The sequence below is a fragment of the Flavobacterium sp. DG2-3 genome (assembly GCF_030730925.1).
GTDB lineage: Bacteria > Bacteroidota > Bacteroidia > Flavobacteriales > Flavobacteriaceae > Flavobacterium.
This window is the reverse complement of sequence record NZ_JAVAMB010000011.1, coordinates 57,046-76,009: the sequence shown is the minus strand read 5'-3', so window position 1 is coordinate 76,009 and position 18,964 is coordinate 57,046. Positions and strand designations below refer to the sequence as shown.

16 protein-coding genes are annotated in these 18,964 nt (G+C 34.3%); 11 read left to right on the top strand and 5 right to left on the bottom strand.

Annotated elements, in window-relative coordinates; all coding sequences use genetic code 11:
* Positions 1-179: 179 nt before the first annotated feature.
* Positions 180-1,388 carry an anhydro-N-acetylmuramic acid kinase gene (locus Q9Q97_RS15895; RefSeq protein WP_306158821.1) on the bottom strand — a complete coding sequence of 403 codons (1,209 nt, stop codon included), beginning with the start codon at positions 1,386-1,388 and terminating at the stop codon, positions 180-182.
* A 206-nt stretch (positions 1,389-1,594) separates the two neighbouring features.
* Between Q9Q97_RS15895 and Q9Q97_RS15890 the strand changes: the two genes are divergently transcribed.
* The 3 genes from Q9Q97_RS15890 to Q9Q97_RS15880 all read left to right on the top strand — a co-directional run bounded on the left by Q9Q97_RS15890 (position 1,595) and on the right by Q9Q97_RS15880 (position 3,662).
* A complete protein-coding gene (locus tag Q9Q97_RS15890) occupies positions 1,595-2,152 on the top strand; it encodes a LemA family protein (RefSeq protein ID WP_306158819.1) in 558 nt (185 codons plus the stop codon).
* The gene (locus Q9Q97_RS15885) at positions 2,152-3,108 is read left to right on the top strand and encodes a DUF3137 domain-containing protein (protein ID WP_306158817.1); all 957 of its coding nucleotides are present in this window, start codon (positions 2,152-2,154) and stop codon (positions 3,106-3,108) included. The genes Q9Q97_RS15890 and Q9Q97_RS15885 overlap by 1 nt, the downstream gene beginning before the upstream one ends.
* Positions 3,109-3,203: 95 nt before the next feature.
* Positions 3,204-3,662, top strand: a complete 459-nt coding sequence (locus tag Q9Q97_RS15880; protein WP_306158815.1) for a hypothetical protein — start codon at positions 3,204-3,206, stop codon at positions 3,660-3,662.
* Between the two features lie 106 nt (positions 3,663-3,768).
* On the opposite strand, the gene Q9Q97_RS15875 is transcribed toward Q9Q97_RS15880, so the two are convergent.
* Entirely contained in the window at positions 3,769-4,002 is a 234-nt protein-coding gene (locus Q9Q97_RS15875) for a hypothetical protein (protein WP_306158813.1), read from the bottom strand.
* A gap of 417 nt (positions 4,003-4,419) precedes the next feature.
* On the opposite strand from Q9Q97_RS15875, the gene Q9Q97_RS15870 reads away from it, so the two are divergent.
* The gene (locus Q9Q97_RS15870; RefSeq protein ID WP_306158811.1) at positions 4,420-4,860 is read left to right on the top strand and encodes a hypothetical protein; all 441 of its coding nucleotides are present in this window, start codon (positions 4,420-4,422) and stop codon (positions 4,858-4,860) included.
* A 13-nt stretch (positions 4,861-4,873) separates the two neighbouring features.
* Positions 4,874-5,422 carry a hypothetical protein gene (locus Q9Q97_RS15865; protein ID WP_306158809.1) on the top strand — a complete coding sequence of 183 codons (549 nt, stop codon included), beginning with the start codon at positions 4,874-4,876 and terminating at the stop codon, positions 5,420-5,422.
* 258 nt (positions 5,423-5,680) lie between these two features.
* On the opposite strand, the gene Q9Q97_RS15860 is transcribed toward Q9Q97_RS15865, so the two are convergent.
* On the bottom strand, positions 5,681-6,493 hold the full coding sequence (locus tag Q9Q97_RS15860) for a mechanosensitive ion channel family protein (protein WP_306158807.1): 813 nt from the start codon (positions 6,491-6,493) through the stop codon (positions 5,681-5,683).
* Between the two features lie 393 nt (positions 6,494-6,886).
* Between Q9Q97_RS15860 and Q9Q97_RS15855 the strand changes: the two genes are divergently transcribed.
* Positions 6,887-9,796 carry an FAD-binding and (Fe-S)-binding domain-containing protein gene (locus Q9Q97_RS15855; protein WP_306158805.1) on the top strand — a complete coding sequence of 970 codons (2,910 nt, stop codon included), beginning with the start codon at positions 6,887-6,889 and terminating at the stop codon, positions 9,794-9,796.
* A 351-nt stretch (positions 9,797-10,147) separates the two neighbouring features.
* Here Q9Q97_RS15855 and Q9Q97_RS15850 read toward each other — a convergent pair whose 3' ends face one another.
* On the bottom strand, positions 10,148-11,308 hold the full coding sequence (locus tag Q9Q97_RS15850) for a Gfo/Idh/MocA family protein (RefSeq protein WP_306158803.1): 1,161 nt from the start codon (positions 11,306-11,308) through the stop codon (positions 10,148-10,150).
* Positions 11,309-12,300: 992 nt separating this feature from the next.
* Between Q9Q97_RS15850 and Q9Q97_RS15845 the strand changes: the two genes are divergently transcribed.
* On the top strand, positions 12,301-14,235 hold the full coding sequence (locus Q9Q97_RS15845; RefSeq protein WP_306158801.1) for an amino acid permease: 1,935 nt from the start codon (positions 12,301-12,303) through the stop codon (positions 14,233-14,235).
* 271 nt (positions 14,236-14,506) lie between these two features.
* Positions 14,507-15,601 (top strand): DUF695 domain-containing protein, encoded by a 1,095-nt coding sequence (locus tag Q9Q97_RS15840; RefSeq protein ID WP_306158799.1) that lies wholly within the window; start codon positions 14,507-14,509, stop codon positions 15,599-15,601.
* A gap of 115 nt (positions 15,602-15,716) precedes the next feature.
* Here Q9Q97_RS15840 and Q9Q97_RS15835 read toward each other — a convergent pair whose 3' ends face one another.
* On the bottom strand, positions 15,717-16,943 hold the full coding sequence (locus Q9Q97_RS15835; protein ID WP_306158797.1) for an aminotransferase class I/II-fold pyridoxal phosphate-dependent enzyme: 1,227 nt from the start codon (positions 16,941-16,943) through the stop codon (positions 15,717-15,719).
* 475 nt (positions 16,944-17,418) lie between these two features.
* On the opposite strand from Q9Q97_RS15835, the gene Q9Q97_RS15830 reads away from it, so the two are divergent.
* From Q9Q97_RS15830 to Q9Q97_RS15820, 3 genes are all read left to right on the top strand, one after another.
* Positions 17,419-17,877, top strand: a complete 459-nt coding sequence (locus tag Q9Q97_RS15830; protein WP_306158795.1) for an Lrp/AsnC family transcriptional regulator — start codon at positions 17,419-17,421, stop codon at positions 17,875-17,877.
* Between the two features lie 218 nt (positions 17,878-18,095).
* Entirely contained in the window at positions 18,096-18,245 is a 150-nt protein-coding gene (locus tag Q9Q97_RS15825) for a hypothetical protein (protein ID WP_306158794.1), read from the top strand.
* On the top strand, positions 18,238-18,876 hold the full coding sequence (locus Q9Q97_RS15820; RefSeq protein WP_306158792.1) for a hypothetical protein: 639 nt from the start codon (positions 18,238-18,240) through the stop codon (positions 18,874-18,876). The genes Q9Q97_RS15825 and Q9Q97_RS15820 overlap by 8 nt, the downstream gene beginning before the upstream one ends.
* Positions 18,877-18,964 lie beyond the last annotated feature (88 nt).

Sequence of the window (18,964 nt, the reverse complement as noted above, 5' to 3'; positions counted from 1 at the left end):
ATTAAAATGATTAATCCCAAAAATCCTTTAATCTGTGGCATAAATAATAATTCGTGCCATTCGTGTAATTGGTGGCTATTTTTTTAGCCACAGATTAGAAAAATTAAAACGATTAATCCTTAAAATCATTTTAATCTGTGGCAAAAAAAAAATAATTCGTGAATTCGTGGCTATCTTTTTTAATCAGGAAACGAAATTTTCCCCATTGTTACCGATGGAATTCCTTTACTGTTTCCGAAATTATAATCGCCTCCGGCAACCGTTTCGTTTGCTAAAAGTGCAAATAAAACCGCTTCTTTAGCATCGCTTAAAATACCCAAATCGTCACTGGTATGAAATTGGCAAGGCAATAACTCTTTTAACCATTTTACTAGTAACGGGTTATTTGTTCCGCCTCCCGACATATAAATATGAAAATCTTCTGCCCGAACCGTTGTATTTTTTATGGTGAAATAAATCGCTTCAGCAATAGTTTCAGCACTTAAACGTGTTAAAGTCGCCAGCAAATCTGATGCCGAAATGTTTTCTAAATTGCATTTTACTAAAGCCGACTGTACAAAATTGAAATTAAACAATTCCTGACCAATCGATTTTGGAAAGCTTTTCTGGAAGAAATCATCTTTTTTCAGTTCGCTTAAAAGCTCTTGATATATAGTTCCCTGTTGCGCGATTTCTGCATCTTTATCGTAACTTTTTTCAGGGAAATAATGTTTGGTGAAAATGTCGATTAGCGTATTTGCCGTTCCTGTATCGGTTACAAAAACTTCTTCGGCGTTTAGAGAAGCTGGGAGATAGGTATAATTCCCGATTCCGCCCATGTTGAGCATGATTCGGTTTTCGCCTTTTTTTCCGAATAACAGATAATCGCCGTAAACAGCCAAAGGTGCGCCTTCGCCACCCGCAGCAACATGTTTTTGTCTGAAATCTGAAAGGGTAATAATTCCCGTTTTTACCGCAATATGATCGCCGTCGCCAATTTGTAAAGTCGCATTTGGAAATTTTTCCTGCCCGTGCAAAAACTTAGGAGCATGCAAAACCGTCTGTCCGTGAGAAGCAATTAAATCTACTTCGCTTGACGAAATATTCCATTTTTCAAGACAATCGTTAATCATGCCGCTATGCAAAATTCCGATCCATTCATTTAATAAAGCCAAATGCTGAAAATCGATTGTTTTCTGAGCAAATACTTTTCTGATTTCGTTTTTAATGTCTTCCGAATAAGAAATGGTTTCAAATTCTAAGATTTTAACGTCTGTATTTTCACCAGATCCAGAAATAGCACAAAGCGCAATATCAAGTCCGTCGAGAGAAGTTCCAGACATTAAACCTAGTATTTTTCGTGTTTGTTTTTGAGCTATAGTATAGAGTGTGGTTATATTTTTATTCATCTAAAATGAGGGGTTTATGGAAGTCAGTTTATTGATAACGCTAAAATGGGATTAATTTGGATATAAAGTTATAGATTTTGGATAATTTTTATTTTTAACTTTCATTTCAATAAATGAAAATTTGTGATATAAATCTTAAAAATTAAAATTCAAACTTAACGCCTTTTCTATATATTTGCCCATAACCAATTCAAAAAATATAAACCATGTTAGTTATTATAGGACTTTTTGTTTTCCTTTTTATTATCGGAATTGTAATCTACAATTCGCTTATCGGAAAAAGAAATCAGGTTACCAATGCTTTTTCAGCGATTGATGTTATGTTGAAAAAACGTTTCGATTTGATTCCGAATCTTGTTGAAATTGTAAAACAATACACCAACTATGAACAAAGCACTTTAACTAAAATTGTAGAGCTTCGCGCAAGAGCAACTTCAGCAAATTTGACCGATGAAGAAAAAGCGAGTTTGGATACCGAATTAAGCTCTGCTGTAAAAGGTTTAATGGTTACGGTTGAAAATTATCCTGATTTGAAAGCCAATACCAATTTCTTGAACTTACAAACGACTTGGATAGAAAGCGAAGAACAAATTGCTGCTGCGAGAAGAACATACAATGCAGTTGTGACTGATTACAATAATGCAATTATGATGTTTCCTGGTAATATGTTTGCAGGAATGTTAGGTTACACTAAAATTGATGTGCTGGCAACTCCAGAAGAAGAGCGTAAAAATATTAGTGCAAAAGAACTTTTTAATAATTAATGGATTCAGAAATAAATTCGAAAGCCAATCTGCAGGAAGTACTAAATACCTTAGAAGTTGATCGAAAAAAGATAGCCGAAACGTATCAAACCTGTTACATTTTAATTGGACTTGCGGTGTTGATTTTAGTTATTGGACTATTCATCCGATTTGTTCCGTTGGGCATTATTGGTTGTCTGATTCCTTTAATTATTGCCATTGTTATGTATTTCAGAATAGAAGAAGATGCTGTAAAATACAAAGTGGCTTATAAAATGAACGTTGTTGGAGCGGCGCTAAAAGACATTAACCAAACGTTGACTATTACTCCACAAAGTGGACTTCCAGAATATGAGTTTATTAGCTCAGAACTTTTTAAAACAAGACCAGATCGTTATAAAACGCAAGATTTAATTAGCGGAACAGCTGATAAAACTTCTTTTTGGTTTGCCGAAGTCCATGCTGAATATAAAACAGAAACTCGTGACAAAAACGGAACGAAAACAACTTGGCACACCATTTTTAAAGGCATTATTTTCGTAGCTGATTTCAATAAAAACTTCAATGTTTCGACTGTTGTACGTCCAAAAGGTATGGCAGCTGCTATTGGTTCATGGTTTTCAAAAAATGTTTTCAGTTTTGGGAACAGTGAAGTAGTACAGCTAGAAAACACGGAATTTGATGATAAATTTGCAACCTATTCCAAAAATCAAATCGAAGCGCGTTACATTTTAACGCCTGCCATGATGGAAAGAATTCTGGATCTAAACAGTAAATCTGACGATACAATTTCGGTTTCGTTTATACATTCTAAAATGTATATTGCTTTTCCGTTATCTCATAATTACTTCGAAGCGCCAATCCATTCTTCACTTTTAGCTCCAGATTTGCTTACTGGTGATCTTTCTATTGTTCAGTTTATGCATGATATTGTCCATGAAATGGATTTGAATACTAGAATTTGGGGGAAGGAGTAGGTTTTTTCTTTAAAATATTTTAAGTCTTTAATAAATTTTGACTTATTTTTAATGTTAACGATAGAAATGTTTGTTTAAAATATCAATTTAAGATTATGGATATTGAAATTATCCCAAGAAGTGTTTACTCTAAAATAAGTGATAAATTATTAAAAAAAATCGATGTATCGAAATTGCCTTTATTTGGAGAAAAAGAAATATATAAAATAACTGCAGAAAGATATGGCAGAGTTAAAATTAAATTAGATGTAGAAAATGATTTAGACATCATAAAAAAGATAAGAGAATATGATTATCTCGATAACATAAATGATTCAAAATATAATAACTATACTTATAAATGGGAAGTTGAAGAACAAAAATTACCAAAAGGATACGAATATTATATTAAGCCTGAAATTTTAAATTTTATTAAGATTTTATCTGTTTTTAGTAATAACAATGCCGAAATTTTAAGGTTTTCTGTTGTTGATGGTGATTTTAAAGATTCAGAAAGACCTGCGCATACTCTTTGTACAATATTAGCTCTAATTGATTTATTTGATCAAATATAAATAAAATGATTGAAGATTGGTTACTTGATTGATAATTAACAAATACAAATTCGTATATAAAATAAAACCCTCGACTTAAAAAAATCGAGGGTTTTCATCTTTACTTTTACTCCAACTCCAAATAAGGATTTAAAGTTTCTGCTAATTCATTGAGCCAGTAAAAGCTGTCTCTTAATTTGATAATTTCGCTTTGAAATGTTTCGTGTTCGCTCAAAACGCATAAAGCCATTGTAAAATTTACCTGCCTTAGTGTTTTAGCCATTTCAACAGGATCGATTCTGTCGTTGAAGAAATTCAAAAGCTTGATTTCGGTTTCTTTTGAGATTGTGTTTGCATTCATAAATGTTGTAGTTTAAGAATAAAAAACCCTTGCAAATTAGTGTTTCTAACGCCTACAAAAGCGCTTACGGTCGTTTCCGATACCGCACACATAATACAAGGGCAAATCTTATTTCGTTCTTAATGTTGTAGTTTAAGAGTTGTAAATATATTAAAAAAACAACAAAAAGTAAGAAAAATATTATTTTTTTTAAAATAAGTTATTTCTGTGAAGTAAATATAAAACGTTTATTTGAAGAAAAGATAATCTCAGTCCAGTTTCCGTACAGTTTGTCATTTCGACGAAGGAGAAATCTTCGCAAGTAACTCCGCAACAGTGCGTGCTCAGCGAACGAAGATTTCTCCTTCGTCGAAATGACAAGATTGGGGAGTATCTTTGGAAAATAACATTTTTCAATTTAGATTTGAACTCCAAATTATGATCGAAAAAATATTAAAAGACTACGTTACATTTATCAGAAGCTTTGAAGCTTTATTAAAAGATAAATATCAGCAAGACATAAATCCATGTTCATTTTCTCGTACTTTTTTCGAAAGAGTAGGCTCAATTGACAGAATTGAATATCATTTTCATGGAAGTGGATGCACAGCTAAAAAAGACGGTATTATTTATGCTTATGATATTTCATTTTTTGAAAAAGATGTTATCGAGTTTTCGCAATGGAAACTTACAGAGTTTATAAGAACACATCCAGAGTATCAGAAATTAAATTATACTGAAGACTATATTGAATATGAATTGTTTCAGCTTATAAACAAAGGCATTTTAGAATGGTTAACAATTGAAGGAATTGAAGGAACTCCTTTTGGTTGTGTTTTTAAATGCTATAGAGTTGTTCAGGAATCATTTTTAGATTAAAATTATTAGAAGAATGAAATTTGATGACATTAAGCAAATTGATGAAATAAAAGAATATTATCTTTCAAAGGATGATAAAAGCAGTTCATTTAGTTATGAAATACAGATTTTTGACGGTTTAATAGAAAGGATCAAGTGGTCTACACTTTTTGATCAGGAAAAACTAGAACGAAGAAAGAAATCATTACTTATAAAATCTGTTCATAAAGATTTACATTCAGATTTGATTATCTTATATGAACAATCTGTGATTGAACTTTCTGTTTTGATTATGAGGTTTTTAGATGATGTTGGTTTTGTGATTTTTAATATGGGAGAAATGTCTGATCAAGAGTTCTTATTATTTAGATTAAAAAATATGTTGTCTTTTGAGTTATATTCTATTCATCATAAAATAAAACTAGAACATTCTGGACATGTTTTATTTGATTATGTTATGGAACCAATTTTTAAGGACTTAGAAAAAACAGTCTATTATGAGAAATTTCAATTAGAAACTTTAGGAGAAAAGTTGGAACTTGTCTGCCAATTATTTTTGAAAAGACCTTACAGCAAATCATAGTTTTAAAAATGTTGTTTTTCTAATTAAACTTTATGTTGCCAGTAGCGGATTTACATATACTTCGTCGATGACAAGATTGAGGAGATTCTTTGTGTAAATGTAATCCAATTTTCTTCTTATTAAACCAAGTGCTCTAGCCCAGATGGAAGCGGCATCCTTTTGTGGTGGGGTTCACCACAAAAGATATAGCGGACAGCTGGAAATAGCTCCAAAAAGAAAAAAACCTCAGAAGCTTAGCATCTCAGCACTTTAGAACCTCTATTTCAACACAAACTCATTCTCCTTCAGCTTTTTCAAAACCGCAGCAATAATCTTAGAACGGCATTCTGAATTTTCGGTGGTTGATGCGGTTTTGACCCAATATCGAATGTTAAGTTGAATAATTCCGCCAGCAATGACATCGGTAATTACGGCGGCGTTTTCGTGGTCTTTTTTGGTCACTTCTTCGCTGTTTCCAAGAATTTCTTTTACGAGTTCGATGGCGCGGGTATAATCAGAACCATATTCGAGTCCGACGGTGAAAGTCTGGAGCAGAAAACCTTCGCTATTATAGTTAATGAGCGTGTTTTTTATAAGAAGCGCGTTCGGAATATAAATAATCTTAGAATCGCTTTTGACTTCGGTATCGCGAAGGTTGAGGTTGATAACTTCACCTTTTACGCCGTTGCTTTCGATAATATCGCCAATAGAAAAAGGTCTTTTGAAAGCCAGCAGAATTCCGGCGAGAAAATTTTCGCCAATATCTTTCAGCGCAAAACCAATTACAAAAGCCGAGATTCCGGCGCCAGCAAGCATACTTTGTGCCACGCCTTCGAGACCAATAATTCGGAACATAAATAAGATTCCGATAATGATCAAAACCGATTTAATTAAGCGTGCAATAAAAACCGCCAGAAGACGATCGTGCATTTTGGCTTTGAGTCGGTTTCCTGCAAAAATACCCACGCGGCTTGCAATGAACCAGGAAACGAGAATGACCAATATGGCGAGAATGAATTTTGGCGTAAGATCGACAATGCTGTTGTAGTAACCTTCGAGATGGTTGATGACGTCCTGAAAGAAATTTTCCATAATAATTAAGGCGTAAAATGTTTAAACACGTTGAATAAATTTTTTAAACACATAGAATCATAGCTCTTCTATGCGCTTAAAGGCATTTCATTTATTTAAATTCACATAGCTAGTTAGCAATACTATGTGTTAAAATCTAGATTTTTTCAAATATTCTCATGTCTAAGATTTAAAATCTATGTTTCTATGTGTTTAAAAATTTCATTCAACTTCACAAAATTTTAAAATTAGCTTTTTAGTAGATGAAACGCTTTACAGGATTCTCTCAGAATTTTATAAAATCTTTCGGAAGTGTTAGATAAATTCATAAAATAGAACGGTTTTGCCTTGCGATATTTTTATCTTTGTGATCTGAGTTTTTCAGGAAATATTTTTATAAAAAAGCACATTTACATGTTGATCCAATCTCATTTAGAGCAATTAGCCGCTAGTCTCGAAGGCACACTTTTATTCGATGAGCTTCATAAAACGCTTTATTCTACAGATGCTTCGGTGTACCGAATTAAACCGAATGCGGTGGCGTTGCCTAAAACGACTGAAGACATTGCCAAGCTGATCAAATTTGCAGCTGAACATAAGCTGTCGATTACGCCTAGAACTGCGGGAACTTCGCTGGCAGGACAGGCAGTAGGAGACGGATTGGTGATTGATGTGTCGAAGAATTTTACTAAAATTATTTCGTACAATGCCGAACAGAAAACAGTAACCGTTCAGCCAGGCGTAATTCGCGATGAGCTGAATTTATTCTTAAAACCTCACGGCGTATTTTTTGCCCCAATTACATCAACCTCAAACCGCGCGATGATTGGCGGAATGGTGGGGAATAATTCTTCTGGAACAACTTCTATTCGATACGGTGTTACGAGAGATAAAATTGCTGAGGTAAAAGCACTTTTAAGCGACGGTTCTGAAGTGGTTTTTAAAGACCTGACTTCGGCTGAATTTATCGAAAAAACAAAAGGCGATTCTTTAGAAAATAAAATATACAAAACGATTTACGACGAACTTTCGGTTGCACCAGCTCAGGAAGAAATAGTAAAAGAGTTTCCGAAACCAGAAATCCACAGAAGAAATACGGGTTATGCGGTTGATATTCTGCTGAAATCGGAATTATTTGGCGGAACTGAACCAACAATTAATTTAGGAAAATTGCTTTGCGGAAGCGAAGGAACACTCGCTTTTACAACAGAAGTTACGCTAAAAGTTGACGATCTGCCGCCGCCTCACAGCATTATGGTTGTTGGACATTATCACACGATTCAGGAATCTTTAGAATCGGTCGTGGTGGCGATGAAACATCATTTGTACACTTGCGAAATGATCGACGACACGATTTTAGATTGCACGAAAACGAGTCGTGAGCACGTTAAAAACCGTTTCTTTTTGGTTGGAGAACCTAAAGCAATTATGTTGTTTGAAGTCGCTTCGCACACTTTAGAAGATGCTGAAAAACAAGCTGATGCTTTAATTGCCGATTTAGAGAAAAACAATTTTGGTTATGCTAAAGTAAAAATTTATGGAAACGATATTGACAAAGCTAACGAACTGAGAAAAGCGGGTCTTGGACTTTTAGGAAGTATTGTAGGCGATGATAAAGCAGCCGATTCTATTGAAGATACTGCGGTTGAATTGAGCGATTTGCCTGCTTATATTGAAGAATTTTCGGCGATGATGCTGCGTCACGGACAGGAAGCGATTTATTACGCACATGCGGGAGCGGGTGAATTGCACCTTCGTCCGGTTTTGAATTTGAAGAAAACATCCGATTTAAAATTATTCAGAACCATTGCTACAGAAGTAGCGCATTTGGTGAAAAAATATAGAGGTTCGCTGAGCGGTGAACACGGTGACGGAATTGTACGTGGTGAGTTTATTCCGTTTATGATTGGCGAGAAGAATTACGAATTACTGAAAAGAATAAAATTGGCATTCGATCCGAATTCGGTTTTGAATATCGGGAAGATTGTAAATGCTGGCAAAATGGACGAAAACCACCGTGTTGTTTCTGGCAGAATTGAACCAGATATTAAAACGTTTCAGGATTTCTCAGACAGTTTAGGAATTTTGCGTGCGGCCGAAAAATGCAATGGTTCTGGCGATTGTAGAAAATTGCCGTCGGCAGGAGGAGCAATGTGTCCGAGTTATCGTGCGACTAAAAATGAAAAAGAAACAACTCGTGCGAGAGCCAACGCTTTACGCGAATATTTGACTTATTCGGAGAAAGAAAATAAATTTGACCAGAAAGAATTATATGAAGTTTTTGAGTTGTGCGTAAGCTGTAAAGCCTGTGCCAGCGAATGTCCGAGTAATGTAGATGTTGCAACTCTTAAAGCGGAATTTTTATATCAATACCAAAAAGCAAACGGATTTTCGACGCGAAATAAGATTTTTGCCAACAACGCCAAATTGAATAAAATGGGAAGTAAATTCCCGTCGATTACGAATTTTATTTCGAATCAAACTTTGGTTAAAAAAACAATGGGAATTGCACCAGAAAGACAAGTTCCGCTTTTGGCGAAAAAAACGTTTAGAAAATGGTACGCGAGTAATAGACCTTCAACGACAGATTTTCCAAACGGAAGATTGTATTTGTTTGTAGACGAATTCACGAATTATTATGATGTCAATATCGGAATCGATGCTTTTGAATTGTTTACTAAATTAGGTTATCAAGTTTTGGTAATCGATCATGAAGAAAGCGGCAGAACGTATCTTTCAAAAGGATTTTTGGAAGAAGCCAAGAAAATTGCCAATCATAATGTGAATATTTTTAAAGATTTGGTTTTAGCCAATGCGCCTTTAATCGGAATTGAACCTTCGGCGATTCTAACTTTTAGAGATGAATATTTGCGTTTGGCCGATGATAAAGAAGCTGCAGAAAAATTATCTAGAGATTGTTTTACGATTGAAGAATTCTTCAAAAAAGAAATCATAGACGGTAAAATCACAGCTAATTCTTTTTCTGAGGAAACCAAGGAAATTAAAATCCACGGACATTGCCATCAGAAATCTTTAAGTTCTGTTGAAGCGACTTTCGCCATGCTGAATCTTCCTAAAAACAATACGGTTACGATTTACAATTCGGGCTGTTGCGGAATGGCGGGTTCTTTTGGTTACGAAAAAGAACATTATCAGGTGAGCATGCAAATGGGAGAGGATACGCTTTTCCCAAAAGTTAGAAATACAGCCGAAAATGTAAAAATCGCGGCTGCAGGAACTTCATGCCGTCATCAAATTTATGACGGAACGAAGAGAGAAGCACAGCATCCTGTTTCGATTTTGAGAAACTGTTTGAAAGGTTAGCCACGAATTCACGAATTTTAAAAAAAATGTTTCACGCAGATTTTGCTGATTTGAGCAGATTCTACAGATTTAATTTTTAAAGATCTGCGGAAATCTTTTCAGCGCAATCAAAATCTGCACTATCTGCCAAATCTGCGAGAGAAAAATATAAGCCACAGATTAAAATGATTAGAAGATTTAGTTTCCTGCAGATTTTGCTGATTTGAGCAGATTCTACAGATTTAATTTTTAAAGATCTGCGCAAATTTTTTCGGCGCAATCAAAATCTATACTATCTGCTAAATCTGCGTGAAAAAAAAGTATAGCCAAAGATTATAAAAAATAATTCGTGAATTCGTGGCGAAAAAAAACTTATTTCAAGCGTACTTTTTTACCTGTTTCAGCAGCTTTATAAATAGCGTTTATGATTTTCACATCTTTAATCCCTTCTTCACCTGTAATATGATTTGGGAGTTTTTGGTTGGCTAAGATCACTTTACAAATTTCATCCATTTGTGTTTGCTGTTGATTGATAACCGGAAAATTAAACGGTTTTCCGTCAGATCTTTTTCCTATAAAAGGCCCATAACTTACGGCAGGACTCATTTCGAAGAAACCCTCATCGGCAGCAGCATGAAATCGATCGATACCGAAACCATACGAACTACAGCAATTAGCTACAGCGCCACTTGGAAATTCCATTTGCCAGGTAATATTTTCTTCTACTTCTTTAAATCGGTTTTTGTTATTTATAGTCCCAAACTGAGCCGTAACAGCAATTGGTTCTTCTCCCAAAACATAACGCGAAACCTGTATGCAATAAACCCCTAAATTGATTAAAGTTCCTCCCCCTGCAAACTTTTTAGTCAATCTCCATTCGTTGCGAGCGGTTAAATCTACAGGTTTATCAACGTCACGAAAATCATAAGTGCTGTAGCCCAGAGCGGTTTCGATATAACGAACCTGTCCTAAAACTTTTTCCTGTCCCAATCGTTTTACTTCGAGATGATTCGGTTCGTAGTGCAGACGATAACCCATTGCCAATTGTACATTATTATCATTGCAGACTTTGATCATTTCTTCGCAATCTGCAACAGTAATAGCCATTGGTTTTTCGACAATAACATGTTTCCCTGCTTTTGCAGCGCGAACTGTAAACTCTTTGTGCAATGAATTTGGCGTTACCACATAAACCAAATCTATATCTTTATTTTTTACAATTTCATCGAAATTTTCGTAGTTATAAATGTTCTTTTCAGGAATATTATATTGCTTTTTCCATTTTTCTGCTTTAGAAGGCGTTCCTGTAACTATTCCTGAAAGCTGGCAATATTCAGAAACCTGAAGACCTTCGGCCAATAAGGAAGCATAGTTTCCTAAACCGCATAAAGCAATGTTTAATTTTTTTCCAGTGTAAGGAATTCGAACCTTTTCTGTTTCGGTTATAAAAGAAGGAAGCGAAGTCATGACAACCGAAGCTCCAACGCCAAGTCCAAATTTATTTACAAAAGAGCGCCTTGTAATTTTTTCCATAAGTGAATCGTTAAAAAATTAAACATTTTACAGATTAGTAGATTAGTTTTTAGAAATGTTACAATTGATTTGCTGGCTATTTTGTTTCACGCAGATTATAAAGGATTTTTTATGTCTCTCGCAGATTATGGAGATTTAGCAGATTTTTTTTAAATTCTAATTATAAAAAATCTGCTGAAATCTTTTGACGCAATCAAAATCTGCTATATCTGCCAAATCTGCGTGAGAAAAAATATAGCCACAGATTATAAGATTAGAAAGATTTTTGTTTCACGCAGATTTAAATAGATTAAAGCAGATTATAAAGGATTTTTATTTCTCGCACAGATTATGGAGATAATGCAGATTTTTTTTAAATTCTAATTATAAAAAATCTGCGCAAATCTTTTTAGTGCAATCAAAATCTGCTATATCTGCTAAATCTGCGTGAGAAAAAATATAGCCACAGATTAAAAGGATTAAGAAGATTTTTGTTTCACGCAGATTTAAATAGATTTAAGCAGATTTTTTTAAATTCTAATTATAAAAGATCTGCGTAAATCTTTTTAGCGCAATCAAAATCTCCATTATCTGCTAAATCTGCGTGAAAAATAATTTAGACACAGATTAAAAGAATTAAAAAGATTTTTGTTTCACGCAGATTTAAATAGATTGAAGCAGATTAAGCAGATTTTTTTAAATTCTAATTATAAAAGATCTGCGTAAATCTTTTTAGCGCAATCAAAATCTGCTATATCTGCCAAATCTGCGCGAAAAATAATTTAGACATAGATTTTAAAAAAATCTGTGTAATCAGTAGCAAAATAAAAATTAGAGAAAATTAGTGAATTCGTGGCAAAAAAACTTTACGCCTTAGAGTCTTCGTGGCAAACAAAAAAATAGCACCATAAAACAAAATCGTTTTATATATTTGATATGAAGATAATTTTTGCATTATTTGCAAAATAAAAGCATTAAGTCTATATTAAATTAATTTAACCGCAAGGCACTATATGGCATTTTCAAATTTATTCCGAAAAAAGACGGTACAAGATATTTTAAAACAAGTTGCTAAAAATGAGGCAGACGGACATGAGGCGTTGGGAAAGCACTTGACGACTAAAGACTTAACAGCTTTCGGAATCGCGGCTATTGTTGGTGCGGGAATTTTTAGTACTATCGGAAAAGCCAGTGCAGACGGTGGACCAGCCGTAATTTTCTTGTTCTTATTTACTGCTTTAGCCTGTAGTTTTGCCGCTTTTGCTTACGCAGAATTTGCTTCGATGGTTCCAGTTTCAGGAAGTGCTTATACCTATTCTTATGTCGCTTTTGGTGAAATCATTGCTTGGATTATCGGATGGGCTTTAATCATGGAATATGCCGTCGGAAATATAACGGTCGCCATATCGTGGAGTGATTATTTTACGGGGCTGCTCCAGAGTGGCGGAATTCATCTCCCGCAATGGATTCAGATGGATTATTTAACCGCTTCAAACGGATTTAACGATGCAGAAGCCTTAATGCGAGGCGGAAAATCATTCGAAAATTTAAGTACAGCTTTACAGCAAGCGCACACAGCTTGGACAACAGCACCAACAATAGGATCATTTCACTTTGTAACAGATTTGCCAGCTTTATTTATTATTATTCTGATTACGGCTTTGGTTTACAGAGGAATGAAAGAATCTCGTAACGCAAGTAACTTAATGGTTGTGGTAAAACTTTGCGTCGTTCTTTTAGTTATTGCAGTTGGAGTGTTTTATGTAGATACAGCCAATTGGGATCCGTTTGCGCCAAATGGAGTTAGCGGGGTTTTAAAAGGAGTTTCTGCCGTATTCTTTGCTTATATTGGTTTTGATGCCATTTCTACAACAGCAGAAGAATGTAAAAATCCGCAAAGAGATTTACCTCGTGGAATGATGTGGGCAATTATAATTTGTACGATTCTTTATATTGCCATTGCTTTGGTTTTAACTGGAATGGTAAAATATCACGAGCTAAATGTTGGAGATCCTTTAGCATTTGTTTTCGATAAATTAGACTTAAAATGGATGTCTGGAATTATTGCTGTAAGTGCAGTTGTAGCTATGGCAAGCGTTTTATTGGTTTTCCAAATGGGACAGCCTCGTATCTGGATGAGTATGAGTCGTGACGGATTATTGCCAAAGAAATTCTCAACCGTTCACCCAAAATTCAAAACACCATCTTTTGCAACAATTGTAACAGGATTTGTGGTTGCAGTTCCAGCATTATTCTTAAACTTGACGATGGTAACCGATTTATGCAGTATCGGAACTTTATTTGCCTTTGTATTGGTTTGTGCAGGAGTTTTGGTTTTACAGAATAAACCTGAAATTCCAAGAGGAAAATTCAAAACGCCTTATATCAATTCAAAATATATTTTGCCTGTTTTAATGATTGCAGGCTTGTATTATGCCTTTGCTTTCAACAATAAAGCAACAATGGCATTTATCAATAATGAAGCGCAGACTTTTGATGCAACATCAATTGTAACATCATTAAATAAAGAAGAATCAGCAAAAGTTTTCAATTATTTGGAGAGTATCGATGTCGATAATAAAACTGCCGAAACATCAGATTTAGAGCATTTATTAAGCCAATATCAAGACGATGAGGTAAAATATGCTGAAGTTGTAAAAGGACTTCCGATCAGTGATTCATTGAAATATGAAACAGGTTTCAGTTTGTTCAAACACAAAATTCCAATGTGGATTTTCTTATTCGTGTTGGTTGGGTTAGCAGTTTGGGCATTTAGAAAAAACCTTTCTTTAATTCCGCTTTTAGGATTGATTTGCTGTTTGTATATGATGGCCGAATTAAGCGTTTGGAACTGGATTTATTTCACCGTTTGGTTGATAATCGGACTGCTGATTTATTTTGGCTACAGCCGAAAAAATAGTAAACTGAATACTGAAACTTTAGCGTAAAAGTTTAAAAAATATAATAAAAAGGCGTTCTGGGTATCTCTGGAACGGCTTTTTCGTTTCACACAGAGGTCACAGAAGATTTCTAATAAAAAAATCAAATTAATCTGCCCAGATCTGTTTAAATCTGCGTGAAACAAAACATTATATGCGTAACTCATTTACTTCCAATATGTTTTAAAAACCTTACGTTTTTATACAAATAATCTTATGTTTTAAAATAGCTTTTCCTTAAGTTTGTTTTCGGTAAAAATTTAAAATATAGTCGATATACATGGGTTTTCTTGATAAAATATTGGGTAGGGAAGAAGCTCCAATACAATCTTATACTGATTTCTGGAATTGGTTTTTAATGAATGAAAAGAAGTTTTTTAAAACCGTTCAAAATGGAGAAAATATACACCAAGGTTTTTTTGACAGATTAGCTCCAAAGCTGGATGAAGTGCATGAAGGAATTTATTTTCTTACGGGAATGTTTGACGATCAAACAGCCGAATTAGTGCTAACTCCAGACGGTGCAATCAGAAATATTTATGTAATCGAAGAATTGGTTAATAGTGCTCCAAAAATCGACGGTTGGAGATTTACAGCTTTAAAACCCGCTTCAGATATCAATAATGTTAGTATCACGTATCAGGGTTTTGAATTCAGAAAAGAAAACTTAAAGTTTTTCCCGCGTATTCACGAAGCATATCCTGACGAAATAGATTTAGTAATTGTTTACGACCATTTTATTGAAGAAAAAAAAGCAAATGTAACCAACGGCGTATATATTTTCCTAGACAATTATTTGGGCGAACTGCACTCTGTAACTTTAATTGATAATCTTGTAGTTATCGGACCTAATGATACTACTGAAAAATTAATTCCAATCGAAAAATTAAAGGATTATTTAATTTGGAGAGAAAAAGAATTTGTGGAGAAATACGAAGGAACCCGACACAATACAGAAAACGATGGTTATGCCAATTTTGAAGGTAAAAAGGAAGATGGCTCTATTGTTTTGGCTTTAATTAACACGACTATTTTAGAATGGGATAAAAAAGCATCGCATCCGTGGGTTTTTATAGTGGCAGTTCCTTTTGACGACTGCGATAATGGCGGATTGCCAGATGAAAAAACATACAAACTCTTAGACGAGATTGAAGAAGAAATAATATACAGTTTGCCAGATTCTGAAGGCTATTTAAATATAGGTAGAGAAACCGCAAACAACAAAAGAGAAATCTTTTTCACCTGCAAAGATTTTAGAAAACCAGCACAAACTGCTGACGAATTAATTAAAAAATACAGCGGTGTTTTTGAAATAAGCTACGAAATTTATAAAGACAAATACTGGCAGTCGTTCAGACATTTTGAGCCGAGATAAAGTACAAAAGCCGTTCTGGATTCAGAATGGCTTTTTTGTTGAAATTAGAAGAAAAAAATCCGCTTAGAGAAAATCTCTAGCGGATTCAAACAAACTACTAAAAAATCTTGCAAATTTATTTATAGAGAAGTGTTTCTTTTTTTAAGACTCCGAGCTCTGTCATACAATCCTTCATCATTTCGTAAGTGCGCTGAATGTCGTTGTCTAAGCCAATAGAAAAACGAATTAAACCATCTGTCAATCCCATTTCTGCCTGCTCTTCTAACGGAATCTCGCTAGAAGTTGAAGTTCCTGGTGCGCTGAATAATGTTTTATAAAAGCCTAAACTTACCGCTAGATAACCTAAATTTCTTTCCTGCATTAACTCCATTAATTCATTTGCTTTCGCTAAAGTGCCAACATCAATCGTCAGCATTCCGCCAAAGCCATATTCAGGATTTATCATCGTTTTGTACAATTCATGACTCGGGTGACTTTTCAATCCAGGATAAACTGTTTTTAAGCCGTCTTTCTCAAATTGATCAGCCAGAAAATGTGCATTATGGCTGTGCTGTTTAATTCTGATATGCAATGTTCTAAGATTTTTCATCACACTTGCAGAACGCAAACTATCCATAGTTGGTCCCAAAAGCATGCTTGCGCCAGAATTTACATTTTTAAGCGAATTAATAAATTCTTTCGAAGCGCAAGTCACACCACCAACCGTGTCACTGCTTCCGTTAATGTATTTGGTTAAAGAATGAATTACAATATCAGCGCCTAATTTTGCTGGAGAAACCGATAAAGGCGAAAACGTATTATCGACAACCAGTTTTAAATTATGTCTTTTAGCAATTGTTGCCAAACCGCGAATGTCAGCCACTTCCAAAAGCGGATTACTCACCGTTTCACAATACAAAACTTTAGTTTTAGAAGTAATTGCGGCTTCCACAACATCCAATTTAGTGATGTCTACAAAACTCGTTTCAATGCCAAAACGAGGCGTAAAATTTTTCAGAAAAGCATACGTTCCGCCATAAATCGTTCGGCTCGAAACAATATGATCGCCTGTACCACACAACTGCAATAGAGTAGGCGTAATCGCGCCCATTCCCGAAGCCGAAACATTGGCCGTTTCCGTTCCTTCCATCGCCGCCAAAGCCTGATCCAAATACAAATTACTGGGCGAAGAATGGCGCGAATACAAATAACAGCCTTCCATATTGCCCTCAAAAGTATCAAACATAGTTTTAGCCGATAAAAAAGTATAAGTAGAAGAATCAGAAATCGACGGATTCACACCGCCAAATTCGCCAAAGTATTGTAAATCCTGAATTTTATCTGCTGGGTTAAAGTCTTTCATAAGTTTTTTTGTTTTTTGTTGTTTCAGGTTTCAAGTTTCACGTTGTTTGAACTTTAAACCAATTTTTGGAATTTGGACCCGAGCGCTAGCGAATAGGCAAAGCAATTTCATTATTGGAATTTTTTAGAAGCTATTCCTGCTATCCGTTTCAAGTCCTCGCAAAAAAGTCAAAATTTCTAGTGTCCTACAAAGAGCTTCCGCTGGTCGCTTTTTTAGAACAAGAAATTTTTGCCTTTTTTACTCCGGGCTTTCCACTTCTATCAGGGCTAGGGCTCCAGTTTTCAAAATAAAATTTATTCAAAGGAAGGTTTGTTTAGAAAATTAAACAACAGTATAATTAAAAATTAGATTTTAAAACTATAAAAATATGTTTATTAATGATTTTTAATCTAAATTTGATTAATTATATACGATTCTATAGAAGATTTTTCCGATTTGCTACATAACAACAAACAACAAACCAAAAACAACAAACATGACATTAGACGTAATAGATAAAAAACTCCTCGTTTTACTTCAAACCGATAGTAAAAAGACCAACAAAGAATTGTCATTAAAACTTAACTTATCTGTAACGGCAGTTTATGAAAGAATCAAAAAACTGGAACGTGAAGGCATAATAAAAAACTATGCCGCCCTTGTAGATAAATCCAAAATCGAAAAAGGATTTGTGGTTTTCTGCCATTTAAAACTCATTCAGCATACCAAAGAATTCCTTACCAAATTTGAAAGTGAAGTCATCAAACTTCCAGAAGTTTTAGAATGCCATCACGTAAGCGGCGATTACGATTATATCCTGAAAGTTCTAGTGAAAGATATGGAAGCATATAGAGAATTTTTAGTGACCAAACTGACTTCGCTTCAGCATATCGGAAGCACACAAAGTATGTTTATGATTAGCGAAGTGAAGAATTCGACGGTGATTTCTTTCTAAGATGCTGAGATTCTAAGGTTTTTTCTTGTAGTGTTGAACGTATTTTTTGTCATTTCGAGGAACGAGAAATCTTCGCGAGAAACTCTACAAAGATTGGCGAAATTCTGTGAGGAGCTACTCGCGGAGATTTCTCCTTCGTCGAAATGACAGACTTTTGGGATACACTTCGTGCTTTTAGATTAATTAAATTTTTAAATTTGAATCTAAATAGGGATAAAATGGAAGTAAATAATCACGAAAAAGAGTCAGTCATTCCAGATTCACATTATAATTTAATCGCTGAAGTACGAGAAAAATATTTGTCTGGAGAAATTCAGGGAAGCTCTTGGGAAGAAGTAGAACAACGTCTAAATTCGAAATATGATTAGAACAACAAAAGTACGCGGTCATAAAAGGATTCAAAGGAAAATTAAAAAATGGACAGCGTCGAAAAAAAATATAAATATTTCGGATTTTCTAGCAAACCAATATGATTATGTTTATTTAGATATTGAGCCTTATTGTAATATTTCAATAGGAAATACTAATTTTTCAGAACCCAAAGGCAAAACAAGAAAAGATATAATTTGGGGTCTTGAAGAAATTTATAATAATTGGAAAATTGAGCTTGACAAACTTGGCATTGAATATTTTTTGAAAATATATTTATTTGAGTCAAATATATCGAAGTCACAAGTTATTTGCTCAATAGGAGATAAAATCGGGTATTATGAAAATTATTTTAGAAGAATAGATGTGTCGAAAAAGATTTTAAATTTTCATAAGATGTTAAATAGTGATTTTATATGGGAATCCTATTCAGATGATTTTATTTACAGTGAAAAAGAATTGCTCACATCAATAGAATATTATGCGGGTAAGGAAGATTGCAATTATTCGATTAGATTTTTGCAAAAATTAAAAAACAGTAATTATACTAAAATTGAAGTGAATACAGATGATGGTCTGGATAATTTATATTATGTTCCAAAAGGAATAGTGTGGATTGGAGGAAAGTAAATTAGGGAATTCGTGGGTAAAAAACTTTGCGTCTTAGCGCCTTCGTGGCAAAAAAAATCACAATGCAAACAAAAAACTTTGTGAAGCT